This is a genomic window from Delftia sp. WSY_22, from assembly GCF_043104185.1.
Lineage (GTDB): Bacteria > Pseudomonadota > Gammaproteobacteria > Burkholderiales > Burkholderiaceae_C > Comamonas > Comamonas tsuruhatensis.
In genome coordinates this window covers 1-12,403 of sequence record NZ_JBICKN010000050.1, presented here as the reverse complement: position 1 = coordinate 12,403, position 12,403 = coordinate 1, and the positions used below count along the sequence as shown (strand labels likewise).

Genomic DNA, 12,403 nt, shown 5'->3' with positions numbered 1-12,403 from the left:
CGCAGGGCAGGCCGGGAGCGTCACATCATCAAGCACTTGCGCCATGCACTGCTCTAGGAGACAGCATGTCCCAACAAGAGGGACGCCGAGCAAGGGCCGCCCCCGCAGCGAGGGCGTCGTCCCCCTCCCGCGTAGCGAGAGAGGGGGAAGCGGCACAGCCGCTCAGGGGGTGACACCGCCTATCAGTCAGCGGAAGCGTCACCGGCGACGGCAGCCACGCCAGCGTCGTCGTCAGCCATCACACCGGCCAGTTCGGCCGCTTCGGCATCGGCGATGGCGCGGCGCTCTGCGTCGTCCATGGCGTCCTTGGCCTTGCGCGCCTGGTGGTATGCCAGACCCGTACCGGCGGGGATCAGGCGACCCACGATGACGTTTTCCTTCAAGCCACGCAGCTCGTCGCGCTTGCCCATGATGGCAGCCTCGGTGAGCACGCGGGTCGTTTCCTGGAACGACGCGGCAGAGATGAAGGAGTCGGTCGACAGCGATGCCTTGGTAATACCCAGCAGCACGTTGGAGTACGTGGCAGGGATCTTGCCTTCGCGCTGCAGCGCCTCGTTGGTATTGAGGATCTCCGAACGCTCGACCTGCTCGCCAGCGATGTAGGTCGAGTCGCCGGTGTTCTCGACCACGACGCGGCGCAGCATCTGGCGAACGATCACCTCGATGTGCTTGTCGTTGATCTTCACACCCTGCAGGCGGTAGACGTCCTGCACTTCATCGACGATGTAGCGCGACAGCTCCTCGATGCCCAGCAGGCGCAGGATGTCCTGCGGATCGGCCGGGCCGTCGACGATGGACTCACCCTTGTTGACCACCTGGCCTTCGTGCACCAGGATGTTCTTTTCCTTGGGCACGAGTTCTTCCCAGACCTTGCCATCCAGATCGGTGATCTGCATGCGCACCTTGCCCTTGGTTTCCTTGCCGAAGGAAATGGTGCCGGTCATCTCGGCCAGCGTGCCCTTGTCCTTGGGCGTGCGGGCTTCGAACAGCTCGGCCACGCGGGGCAGACCGCCGGTAATGTCGCGGGTCTTCTGGCCTTCGACAGGGATACGGGCCAGCACTTCGCCGGGGCCCACGTCCTGGCCGTCACGCACCTGGATCAGCGCGCCGACCTGGAAGCCGATCGTCACCGAGTGGTCGGTGCCGGGGATCTTGACTTCCTGGTTGTTGGCATCGATCAGCTTGACCTGGGGACGCACGACCTTGGCAGAGCCACGGCGCTTGGGATCGATCACCACCAGCGTGGACAGGCCGGTCACTTCGTCGACCTGCTTGGCCACGGTCAGGCCCTCTTCCACATTCTCGAAGCGCACCTGGCCGGCGTACTCGGTAATGATGGGTCGGGTCAGCGGATCCCAGTTGGCCAGGATCAGACCGGCCTTGACCTGCTGGTCGGGCCTGACGGTCAGCACGGCACCGTAAGGCACCTTGTGGCGCTCACGCTCGCGGCCGTTGTCGCTGATGACGATTTCGCCCGAACGCGAAATCACGACCAGCTCACCCTTGGTGTTGCTGACGTAGCGCATCGTGCTGTTGAAGCTGATGGAGCCGTTGGACTTGGCTTCCACGCTCGAGGCGATGGCAGCGCGCGAAGCGGCACCACCGATGTGGAAGGTACGCATGGTCAGCTGCGTGCCGGGCTCGCCGATGGACTGGGCGGCGATCACACCCACGGCTTCGCCGAGGTTGATCAGGCCGCCGCGGCCCAGGTCGCGGCCGTAGCACTTGGCGCACAGGCCGTAGCGGGTTTCGCAGGTCAGCGCGGTGCGGACCTTGATCTCGTCCACGCCTTGCGACTCCAGCTCGTCGATCACGTCTTCGTTGAGCAGCGTGCCTGCGGGCAGCAGCACGGCCAGCGTCTCGGGATGCACGACGTCCTCGGCCGTGGTACGGCCCAGCACGCGGTCGCGCAGCGATTCGATGACTTCACCGCCTTCGACGATGGCGCGCATCAGTGCGCCATTGCTCGTGCCGCAATCGTCCTCGTTGACCACCAGATCCTGCGTCACGTCCACCAGACGACGCGTCAGGTAGCCGGAGTTGGCCGTCTTCAACGCCGTGTCGGCCAGACCCTTTCGGGCGCCGTGGGTGGAGATGAAGTACTGCAGAACGTTCAGGCCTTCACGGAAGTTCGCCGTAATGGGCGTCTCGATGATGGAGCCGTCAGGCTTGGCCATCAGGCCACGCATGCCGGCCAGCTGGCGGATCTGCGCGGCCGAGCCGCGGGCGCCGGAGTCGGCCATCATGTAGATGGCGTTGAACGATTCCTGCTCGACTTCGTTGCCGTGGCGGTCGATGACCTTTTCCTTGGCCAGCTGGGCCATCATGACCTTGGAGACTTCGTCGCCGGCCTTGCCCCAGATGTCCACCACCTTGTTGTAGCGCTCGCCAGCGGTCACGAGACCGGAGACGTACTGCTGTTCGATCTCTTTCACCTCGGCTTCGGCACGGCCGATGATCTCGGCCTTTTGCGGCGGCACCAGCATGTCGCCGATGGCGATCGAGATGCCGGCGTGCGTGGACAGGCGGAAGCCGTTTTGCAGCAGCTTGTCGGCAAACACCACCGTGGCCTTCAGACCGCACTTGCGGAACGAGGCATTGATGAGCTTGGAGATCTCCTTCTTCTTGAGCGCCTTGTTCATGTGGCTGAACGGCAGGCCCTTGGGAAGGATCTCGGACATCAGGGCGCGGCCCACGGTGGTTTCCACCAGGCTGGTCGAAGGCTCGAACTCGCCGGAGTCCTTGTTCTTCGTCCACTCGGTCAGGCGAACGCTGATCTTGGCGGCCAGCTCGACCTGCTCGGCGTCCAGCGCGCGCTGCACTTCGCCGATGTCGGCGAAGACCATGCCCTCGCCCTTGCCGTTGATGCGCTCGCGCGTCGCGTGGTACAGACCCAGCACCACGTCCTGCGAAGGAACGATGGAGGGCTCGCCCGATGCGGGGAACAGCACGTTGTTGGAGGCCAGCATCAGCGTGCGGGCTTCCATCTGTGCTTCCACCGACAGCGGAACGTGGACGGCCATCTGGTCACCGTCGAAGTCGGCGTTGAAGGCCGCGCAGACGAGCGGGTGCAGCTGGATGGCCTTGCCTTCGATCAGGATGGGCTCGAAGGCCTGGATGCCCAGGCGGTGAAGCGTGGGAGCACGGTTCAGCATGACCGGGTGCTCCTTGATGACCTCTTCGAGGATGTCCCACACCACGGGCGTGCCGGATTCCACTTCCTTCTTCGCCGCCTTGATGGTGGTGGCGATGCCGCGCTGCTCGAGCTGCGCGAAGATGAAGGGCTTGAACAGTTCCAGCGCCATCAGCTTGGGCAGACCGCACTGGTGCAGCTTGAGGTACGGACCCACCGTGATCACGGAACGGCCCGAGTAGTCCACGCGCTTGCCCAGCAAGTTCTGGCGGAAACGGCCGCTCTTGCCCTTGATCATGTCGGCCAGCGACTTCAGGGCACGCTTGTTGGCGCCCGTCATGGCCTTGCCACGGCGGCCGTTGTCCAGCAGCGAGTCCACTGCTTCCTGCAGCATGCGCTTTTCGTTGCGCGCGATGATTTCCGGAGCCTTCAGCTCCAGCAGGCGGCGCAGACGCGAGTTGCGGTTGATGACGCGGCGATACAGGTCGTTCAGGTCGGACGTTGCGAAGCGGCCGCCGTCCAGCGGCACCAGCGGACGCAGGTCCGGGGGCAGCACGGGCAGCACTTCCATGACCATCCAGCCCGGCTTGATGCCGGACTTCTTGAACGCTTCCAGCAGCTTCAGGCGCTTGGCGTTCTTCTTGACCTTGACTTCGGAGCCGGTCAGGTCGCCGCGCAGGCGCTCGGTCTCGACGTCGATGTCGATGCCTTCGAGCAGGTCCTTGATGCCTTCGGCGCCCATCTTGGCTTCGAACTCGTCACCGTACTCGGTGCGCTTGGCCTCGTAGTCGTCCTCGGTCATGATGCTGAACTTCTTCAGCGGGGTCATGCCGGGGTCGGTCACCACGTAGGCTTCGAAGTACAGCACGCGCTCGATGTCGCGCAGCGTCATGTCGAGCACCAGGCCCAGACGCGACGGCAGCGACTTCAGGAACCAGATGTGGGCGCAGGGCGCAGCCAGGTCGATGTGGCCCATGCGCTCGCGGCGCACCTTGGTCTGGGTCACTTCGACGCCGCACTTCTCGCAGATCACGCCGCGGTGCTTGAGGCGCTTGTACTTGCCGCACAGGCACTCGTAGTCCTTGATGGGGCCAAAGATCTTGGCGCAGAACAGACCATCGCGCTCGGGCTTGAACGTGCGGTAGTTGATGGTCTCGGGCTTCTTCACCTCGCCGAAGGACCAGGAACGGATCTTCTCGGGAGAAGCCAGACCGATCTTGATGGCATCGAAATGCTCATCGGGCGTGAATTGCTTGAACAGGTCGAGTAGAGATTTCATAAGACTCTTTCCCTTTTCAATATTTAAGAACGCTCAAGCTCGATGTCGAGGCCCAGGGAGCGGATTTCCTTGACCAGCACGTTGAACGACTCGGGCATGCCTGCCTCGATGGCGTGCTCGCCCTTGACGATGGATTCGTACACCTTGGTACGGCCCACCACGTCGTCGGACTTCACGGTCAGCATTTCCTGCAGCACATAGGCGGCGCCGTAGGCTTCCAGCGCCCACACTTCCATTTCCCCGAAACGCTGGCCGCCGAACTGGGCCTTGCCGCCCAGGGGCTGCTGCGTCACCAGAGAGTACGGACCCGTGGAGCGGGCGTGCATCTTGTCGTCGACCAAGTGGTGCAGCTTCAGGTAGTGCATGTAGCCGATGGTGGTCGGACGCTCGAAGCGGTCACCGGTGCGGCCGTCATACAGGTAGGCCTGCGTGCGGCTTTCGGTCAGGCCCTTGCGCTCCTTCAGCTCTTCCGGATATGCCAGATGCAGCATGTCCTGGATTTCCTGCTCGGAAGCGCCGTCGAACACCGGCGTGGCAAACGGCACGCCCGTGGTCAGCGCCTGCGCCATGGACACGATCTCGTTGTCATCGAGCTGGGCCAGGTCTTCCTTGCGGCCGCGCGAGTTGTAGATCTCTTCCATGAAGGCACGGATTTCGGCGGCACGGGCTTCCTGCTGCAGCATGTCGCCGATGCGCTGGCCCAGGCCCTTGCCGGCCCAGCCCAGATGCACTTCCAGCACCTGGCCGATGTTCATGCGCGAAGGCACGCCCAGCGGGTTCAGCACGATGTCGGCAGTGGAGCCGTCGGCCATGTAGGGCATGTCCTCGACCGGAACGATCTTGGAGACCACGCCCTTGTTGCCGTGGCGGCCGGCCATCTTGTCGCCGGGCTGCAGGCGGCGCTTGACGGCCAGGTAGACCTTGACCATCTTGAGCACGCCAGCGGGCAGCTCGTCGCCCTGGGTGAGCTTCTTGCGCTTTTCTTCGAAAGCCAGGTCGAAGCTGTGGCGCGTCTGCTCCAGCGAGTTCTTGATGGACTCGAGCTGGGTGGCGACCTCGTCCTCTGCAGGACGGATGTCGAACCAGTGGAACTTCTCCACGCCGTCCAGGTAGGCCTTGTCGATCTTGGCGCCCTTGGCCAGCTTTTGCGGGCCGCCGTTGGCCACGCGGCCATTGAGCAGCTTCTCGATACGGTCGAAGGCGTCGGCCTCGACGATGCGCAGCTGGTCGTTCAGGTCCAGGCGGTAGCGCTTGAGTTCATCGTCGATGATCTGCTGGGCACGCTTGTCGCGCTGGATGCCTTCACGGGTGAAGACCTGCACGTCGATCACGGTGCCTTGCGAGCCCTGGTCCACGCGCAGCGAGGTGTCCTTCACGTCGGAAGCCTTCTCGCCGAAGATGGCGCGCAGCAGCTTCTCTTCAGGCGTCAGCGTGGTCTCGCCCTTGGGCGTGACCTTGCCGACCAGCACATCGCCGGGCTGTACTTCCGCACCCACGTAGATGATGCCGGACTCGTCCAGGCGGTTGAGCTGCTGCTCGGACAGGTTCGGGATGTCGCGCGTGATTTCCTCGGCACCGAGCTTGGTGTCGCGGGCCATCACCACGAGTTCTTCGATGTGGATCGAGGTGTAGCGGTCTTCGGCCACCACGCGCTCGTTGATCAGGATCGAATCCTCGAAGTTGTAGCCGTTCCAGGGCATGAAGGCGATCAGCATGTTCTGACCGATGGCGATTTCGCCCAGGTCGGTCGATGCGCCGTCGGCCACCACGTCACCCTTGGCCAGCTTGTCGCCACGCTTGACGATGGGACGCTGGTGGATGTTGGTGTTCTGGTTGGAACGCTGGTACTTGATGAGGTTGTAGATGTCCACGCCGACTTCGCCGGCCACGGCTTCCGCATCGTTCACGCGGACCACGATGCGCGTTGCATCGACATAGTCCACGATACCGCCGCGGGTTGCCGTCACCACGGTGCCGGAGTCCACTGCCGCCACGCGCTCGATGCCCGTGCCCACCATGGGCTTTTCGGGACGCAGCACAGGCACGGCCTGACGCGACATGTTGGCGCCCATCAATGCGCGGTTCGCGTCATCGTGCTCCAGGAACGGAATCAGCGAGGCAGCCACCGACACGATCTGTGCGGGCGACACGTCCATGTACTGAACGCGCTCGGCCGACACCAGGGTCGAATCACCCTTTTCGCGCGCCGACACCAGGTCGCCGATCAGGCGGCCTTCGGCATCCAGCTCGGCATTGGCCTGGGCGATGATGTACTTGCCTTCCTCGATGGCCGACAGGTAGTCGATCTCCATCGTGACCTTGCCGTCGGCCACGCGACGGTAAGGCGTCTCGATGAAGCCGTACTCGTTCAGGCGGGCGTACAGGGCCAGCGAATTGATCAGGCCGATGTTCGGGCCTTCAGGCGTTTCGATAGGGCAGACGCGGCCGTAGTGGGTCACGTGCACGTCGCGCACTTCGAAGCCTGCGCGCTCGCGCGTCAGACCGCCCGGGCCCAGGGCCGAGACGCGACGCTTGTGCGTGATTTCGGCCAGAGGATTGGTCTGGTCCATGAACTGCGACAGCTGCGACGCACCGAAGAATTCCTTCAGGGCGGCCGAAATCGGCTTGCTGTTGATCAGGTCATGGGGCATTAGCGGCTCTTGCTCGGCCTGACCCAGACGCTCCTTCACGGCCTTCTCGATACGTGCCAGGCCCGTGCGGTACTGGTTCTCAGCCAGTTCGCCCACGCAACGCACGCGGCGGTTGCCCAGGTGGTCGATGTCATCGACCTCGCCCTTGCCGTTGCGCAGATCCACCAGGATCTTGACCACGGCCAGGATGTCCTCGTTGGACAGCACCATGGGGCCGGTGGCGCCATCGCGGCCGACCTTGGCGTTGAACTTCATCCGGCCCACGCGCGAAAGATCGTAGGTGTCGGGGTTGTAGAACAGGCGCTGGAACAGGGCCTGCACGGCGTCCTCGGTCGGCGGCTCGCCGGGGCGCATCATGCGGTAGATGGCCACGCGCGCAGCGAACTCATCGACGGTTTCGTCGGTGCGCAGGGTCTGCGAAATGTAGGCGCCCTGGTCCAGCTCGTTCGTGTAGATGCACTGCAGATCCTGGATGCCGGCGCTGCGCAGCTTCTTGAGCAGGGACTCGGTCAGCTCTTCGTTGGCCTTGGCGATGATCTCGCCAGTGTCCGGATCGACGATGTTCTTGGCGACCACGCGGCCGATCAGGAAATCTTCGGGGACGCTGATGAACTTGGTGCCCGACTGCTCCAGCTCACGCGTGTGGCGAGCAGTGACGCGCTTGTCCTTGGCGACCACGACCTTGCCCGACTTGTCGGTGATGTCGAAGCGCGCGACCTCGCCGCGCAGGCGCTCGGGGACGAACTCCATCTGCGCGCCCGAATCCATGAGGCGGAAGTTGTCGTTGACGAAGAAATTGGCCAGGATCGATTCCGGCGTCAGGCCGATGGCCTTCAGCAGAATGGACACGGGCATCTTGCGACGACGGTCGACGCGGAAGAACAGCAGGTCCTTGGGGTCGAACTCGAAGTCCAGCCACGAACCGCGGTAAGGAATGATGCGTGCCGAGAACAGCAGCTTGCCCGAGCTGTGGGTCTTGCCCTTGTCGTGTTCGAAGAACACGCCAGGCGAGCGGTGCAGCTGCGAGACGATGACGCGCTCGGTGCCGTTGATGATGAACGAGCCCTTGTCGGTCATCAGGGGCACTTCGCCCATGTAGACCTCTTGCTCCTTGACTTCCTTGACCACCTTGGACTGCGAGGTCGAAGACTCACGGTCATAGATGATCAGCTGAACCTTGGCGCGCACGGCAGAGGCGAAGGTCAGACCACGGGTCTGGCACTCGCGCACATCGAAAGCAGGCTTGGCGAGGTTGTACTCGACGAACTTCATCTCCACAAAACCGTTGTGGGAGACGATGGGGAAGGCAGAGTTGAAGGCCGCTTGCAGGCCTTCGATGGTGCGTTTTTTGGGGGCTACATCTGCCTGCAAGAATGCGGTATATGCATCTTTTTGCATCTGCAGCAGGTAAGGCACTTCGAGCACGCTGTCGCGGCTCCCGAAGCTTTTGCGGATTCGCTTGCGTTCGGTGTAAGAATAGGCCATGAGATCTCCGGGCAAAGACATGAGTCCTGGGTCTGCGACGACTGCCCCACATGGAAAGCTCCCTGCGGGCTTGGCGGTTGGCCACTACCAACCATGGCTGACGGCGATGCGTTGCACATCGCCCGAACCAAGGCATCTTCTGCTGTCGGGTTGTCAGAAGACACTAGAAAACAGGCTGCTCCAGACCGCTTTCTAGTGTGCTCTATGGATACGCTCTCCACAAGCGCCAAAGGCTGGAGGCCCTTTTTCGGAGCCTCCAGCCCTTGAGAGGACTGAATTACTTCAGTTCAGCCTTGGCACCGGCTTCCACCAGCTTCTTCACAGCGGCTTCAGCGTCAGCCTTGGCAACGCCTTCCTTGACGTTCTTGGGAGCGCCGTCGACCAGGTCCTTGGCTTCCTTCAGACCCAGGCCGGTGATTTCACGCACGGCCTTGATGACGGAAACCTTGTTCGCGCCGGCTTCGGTCAGCACAACGTTGAACTCGGTCTTTTCTTCTGCAGCAGCAGCGCCGCCAGCAGCGCCACCAGCAGCGGGAGCGGCCATGGCGGCAGCGCTCACGCCGAACTTCTCTTCAATGGCCTTCACCAGGTCATTGAGTTCCAGGACCGTCATGCCGTCGAGCGCGGTCAGAAATGCGTCTTTATCGAATGCCATTTTGATTTCCTAACAATATTGGTTAACTGCCGCGCGCTCAGGCTGCGACTGCTTCGGCTGCCGGTTCTTCGGCAGAGCCTTCGCTCTTCTTTGCCGCCAGGGCGCCCAGCACAACGGCCGTACGCGAGATAGGCGACATCAGCAAGCCACACAGTTGTGCCAGCAGAACTTCCTTCGAGGGGATGTTCGCCAGTTGCTTCACACCGTTCACGTCCAGGGCCTTGCCTGCAAACGCACCACCGCGGATCACCAGCTTGTCGTTGGTTTTCGCGAAGTCGGCCACCACCTTGGCGGCAGCCACTGCGTCTTCAGAGAAGCCATAGATCAGAGGGCCGGTCATCTGGTCGGCGACAACGTCGAACTGGCTGCCAGCCACAGCACGGCGGGCCAGCGTGTTCTTCAACACGCTCAGGCTCACACCCTTGCTGCGGGCGTCAACGCGCAGTTTGGTCATGTCGGCGACCGTGATGCCGCGGTATTCCGCGATCACAAGCGTTTGAGCTTTTGCGGCGAGGCTGGTCACTTCATTGATGACCGCTTCTTTCTCACTGCGATTAAGACTCAAGGTCTACTCCTTCAAATGCACACTCGGGGCAGGCCCCTCATGCGCGCTCTTGTTGCAGCGACCAACTGTTTTGGAAATGCATCCATCTGCAGCGGGATCGCCATCTGCGTTGGCCCCTGAGGTTTAAGTGCCGCAAGGCACACCAACGGTCTTGGATGACCCGGCGCATCGCTGCGCCGGCCCACCACTGAGGCAGCCCGCAAGCCGCCTCAAGATTTCTTGGCTATCAGGCCGAGATGGTTTGCGTGTCGACGCGAACGCCCACACCCATGGTCGACGAAACAGCCACCTTGCGCAGGTACAGGCCCTTGCTCGAGGCGGGCTTGGACTTGTTCAGGGCGTCGATCAGCGCAGCCAGGTTGCCTTGCAGCTTCTCGTTGTCGAACGAGCGGCGGCCGATGGTGGCGTGGATGATGCCGGCCTTGTCGACGCGGTATTGCACCTGACCAGCCTTGGCGTTCTTCACGGCCGTGGCCACATCGGGAGTCACCGTACCCACCTTGGGGTTGGGCATCAGGCCGCGCGGGCCCAGGATCTGACCCAGCGTACCGACGACGCGCATGGCGTCGGGGGCAGCGATGACCACGTCGAAGGGCATGTCGCCAGCCTTCACGCGGGCAGCCAGGTCGTCCATGCCGACCACGTCGGCGCCAGCAGCCTTGGCTTCTTCAGCCTTGGCGCCTTGGGCGAACACGGCCACGCGGGCGGTCTTGCCAGTGCCGTGGGGCAGCACGACGGCGCCACGAACCACTTGGTCAGACTTCTTGGCGTCCACGCCCAGTTGCACGGCCACGTCGATGGATTCATCGAACTTGGCGGTGGCGGCTTCCTTCACCAGCGCCACGGCGTCGGCGAAAGCGTACAGCTTGGTGGACTCCACCTTGCCCTGGAGAGCCTTTTGCTTCTTGGTCAACTTGGCCATTTACACGCCCTCCACAATCACGCCCATCGAACGGGCCGAACCAGCCAGCGTACGCACGGCGGCGTCGACGTCAGCAGCGTTCATGTCCTTCAGCTTGGTGTTGGCGATCTCTTCCAGCTGAGCGCGGGTGATCTTGCCGACCTTGTTCTTCAGGGGGTTGGAGGAGCCCTTGTCCAGCTTGATGGCCTTCTTGATCAGCACAGTCGCCGGAGGCGTCTTGATGATGAAGGTGAAGCTCTTGTCGGCAAAGGCCGTGATGACCACGGGCAGGGGCAGGCCGGGCTCGACACCTTGGGTCTGGGCGTTGAACGCCTTGCAGAATTCCATGATGTTGAGGCCGCGCTGACCCAGCGCAGGACCGATCGGAGGAGAGGGATTGGCCTTACCAGCTGGCACTTGCAGCTTGATGAAGCCGACGATTTTCTTCGCCATTGAATGCTCCTTGCGGGTATAGCGCCGCCGGCCAACCAACAACAGTTGCAGCCGGCAGCTCCCCGGGGGTTAAAAGACTCTTGCTGACACGCCCTGCACCGAGCCTAAAAATGCAGAGCCAGAGATTGTAAGCGGTAACTCAGGTTTTTTCAACCTGGGCAAATTCAAGCTCGACCGGCGTGGAGCGACCGAAGATCATCACCGAGACGCGCAGGCGGCTCTTTTCGTAGTTGACCTCTTCGACCGAGCCATTGAAGTCCGTGAAGGGGCCTTCCTTGACACGCACCAGTTCGCCGGGCATGAATTCGATCTTGTGGCGCGGCTTGTCCGTGCCTTCCTGCATCTGGCTGACGATCTTGCGCACTTCCTCTTCGGAGATCGGTGCTGGGCGGTTCTTGGCACCACCCACGAAACCCGTCACCTTGCTGGTGTGCTTGACCAGGTGCCAGGTGTCGTCGTCCATGACCATCTCGACGAACACGTAGCCAGGGAACAAGCGGCGTTCGGTGGTACGGCGCTGGCCGTTCTTCATCTCCACCACTTCCTCGGTGGGAACCAGGATGCGACCGAACTTGGACTGCATGTCCGAACGCGCGATGCGCTCGATGATGTTGCGCTCCACGGCCTTTTCCATGCCGGAGTAGGCATGGACGATGTACCAGCGCAGATCCGGATTGGCAGGCGTTGCCCCTCCGTCGTTCACACCTGTTTCGACAGCATCCATTACTTCCTCCAGCCCAAAATCAGGTCATACAGGACCCACTCCAGCGTCTTGTCCGTGAACCACAGGAACAAGGCCATGATGACCACAAAGCCGAAGACGTACAAGGTCATCTGCATGGTCTCCTTGCGCGTCGGCCAGACGACCTTCTTGACTTCGCGCCAGGCATCCTGCGCAAAGCTGACGAAACGCTTTCCGGGCTCGGAAACAAGGAACGTGCCAGCAGCCGCAGCCAGACCGACCAGCAGCACCAGCCACTGAACGATGGGACCTTGCTTGCTCAGCAGATAGAAACCTGCGATCGCAGCAACGACTAAAGCCGCGACTGCGGCAAGCTTGGCTTTGTCAGCTCCGGAGCTGACCGTTTCAACCTGAGTAGTGGCCATAATCCATTTCTAATGCGCATTTTTTGCGCAACGCCAAGACACCGAAGCCCGCTTTGGGGCGGGCTCGTTGCGATTCCACCATCAGGTGGCAGGGGCAGTAGGAATCGAACCTACAACCTTCGGTTTTGGAGACCGACGCTCTGCCAATTGAGCTATACCCCTACGAATCAGTTA

Annotated in this window: 8 protein-coding genes and 1 tRNA gene; all 9 read right to left on the bottom strand. The window is 62.3% G+C overall.

What is annotated here, in order from left to right:
* Positions 1-182: 182 nt before the first annotated feature.
* Positions 183-4,412 (bottom strand): DNA-directed RNA polymerase subunit beta', encoded by a 4,230-nt coding sequence (rpoC, locus tag ACF8NF_RS21940; protein WP_016450392.1) that lies wholly within the window; start codon positions 4,410-4,412, stop codon positions 183-185.
* 23 nt (positions 4,413-4,435) lie between these two features.
* Entirely contained in the window at positions 4,436-8,548 is a 4,113-nt protein-coding gene (rpoB, locus tag ACF8NF_RS21935; RefSeq protein ID WP_016450391.1) for a DNA-directed RNA polymerase subunit beta, read from the bottom strand.
* 277 nt (positions 8,549-8,825) lie between these two features.
* On the bottom strand, positions 8,826-9,203 hold the full coding sequence (gene rplL, locus ACF8NF_RS21930) for a 50S ribosomal protein L7/L12 (RefSeq protein WP_012202441.1): 378 nt from the start codon (positions 9,201-9,203) through the stop codon (positions 8,826-8,828).
* A 37-nt stretch (positions 9,204-9,240) separates the two neighbouring features.
* Positions 9,241-9,768 (bottom strand): 50S ribosomal protein L10, encoded by a 528-nt coding sequence (rplJ, locus tag ACF8NF_RS21925; RefSeq protein ID WP_016450390.1) that lies wholly within the window; start codon positions 9,766-9,768, stop codon positions 9,241-9,243.
* Between the two features lie 226 nt (positions 9,769-9,994).
* Positions 9,995-10,690, bottom strand: coding sequence for a 50S ribosomal protein L1 (rplA, locus tag ACF8NF_RS21920; RefSeq protein ID WP_016450389.1), 696 nt, complete (start codon positions 10,688-10,690; stop codon positions 9,995-9,997).
* Positions 10,691-11,122: a 50S ribosomal protein L11 gene (gene rplK, locus ACF8NF_RS21915; protein WP_012202438.1), complete on the bottom strand. Its 432-nt coding sequence runs from the start codon at positions 11,120-11,122 to the stop codon at positions 10,691-10,693.
* A gap of 139 nt (positions 11,123-11,261) precedes the next feature.
* Positions 11,262-11,846, bottom strand: coding sequence for a transcription termination/antitermination protein NusG (gene nusG, locus ACF8NF_RS21910; RefSeq protein WP_016450388.1), 585 nt, complete (start codon positions 11,844-11,846; stop codon positions 11,262-11,264).
* Positions 11,846-12,229 carry a preprotein translocase subunit SecE gene (gene secE, locus ACF8NF_RS21905; RefSeq protein WP_012202436.1) on the bottom strand — a complete coding sequence of 128 codons (384 nt, stop codon included), beginning with the start codon at positions 12,227-12,229 and terminating at the stop codon, positions 11,846-11,848. Before secE ends, nusG begins: the two co-directional genes overlap by 1 nt.
* 86 nt (positions 12,230-12,315) lie before the next feature.
* Positions 12,316-12,391: transfer RNA gene (locus ACF8NF_RS21900), tRNA-Trp, on the bottom strand.
* Positions 12,392-12,403 lie beyond the last annotated feature (12 nt).